The sequence below is a fragment of the Salinicola salarius genome (assembly GCF_002179555.1).
Classification (GTDB): domain Bacteria; phylum Pseudomonadota; class Gammaproteobacteria; order Pseudomonadales; family Halomonadaceae; genus Salinicola; species Salinicola salarius_A.
In genome coordinates this window covers 1-711 of sequence record NZ_NHOU01000126.1, presented here as the reverse complement: position 1 = coordinate 711, position 711 = coordinate 1, and the positions used below count along the sequence as shown (strand labels likewise).

Sequence of the window (711 nt, the reverse complement as noted above, 5' to 3'; positions counted from 1 at the left end):
ATTCGGCGGTATCCCATCGTTATGCTTGTGCGGCCGGAGGCTGCTGTAGTAACCGATCATATAATCAGTGACAGATCGCTTCGCCGCAGCAACATCGGGATAGCCGATCTCTGGTATCCATTCCGTTTTCAGGCTTCTGAAGAAGCGCTCTGTTGGGGCATTGTCCCAGCAATTGCCACGGCGACTGAGACTCAGTGTCATTCGGTAGCGCCAGAGCATCTGCCGGAATGCCCGGCTGGTGTACTGGCAACCCTGATCCGAATGAAACAGGATATTCCGTGGCTCTCCACGCGATTCGTAGGCCATGGTCAGCGCTTTCTTTACCAGCTCCGTGTTCGGCGATAGGGACAATGCCCACCCCACGGGTTTACGAGCATACAAGTCGATGACCACTGCCAGATAAGCCCAGCGTGCCCCTGTCCAAATATAGGTAATGTCGCCGGTCCATACCTGATTGGGCTGCTTTACATCGAACTCCCGATCAAGAACATTCGGTATATCCAGGTGTGGCTGATCAGCCTTCTTGTAGGCGTGCCTCGGCGGCTGCGAACTCATCAGCCCCAGCTGCTTCATCCGCCTGCTGGCCCGATAACGACTCAACTGTATTCCTGCCTGCGTGACCATTTTTGCAATGCTGCGAGCGCCGGCAGAGCCGTTACTGACGGTATGCGCCTCGACAACCTGATCCAGCAGCTTCTGCTCAGTCTCACA

At 55.6% G+C, this 711-nt stretch carries 1 protein-coding gene; it reads right to left on the bottom strand.

The genetic code is table 11. The features are described from left to right. Positions 1-711 (bottom strand): IS3 family transposase (locus tag CCD76_RS19430; protein ID WP_143543360.1); only part of this gene is annotated, 711 nt, incomplete at both ends.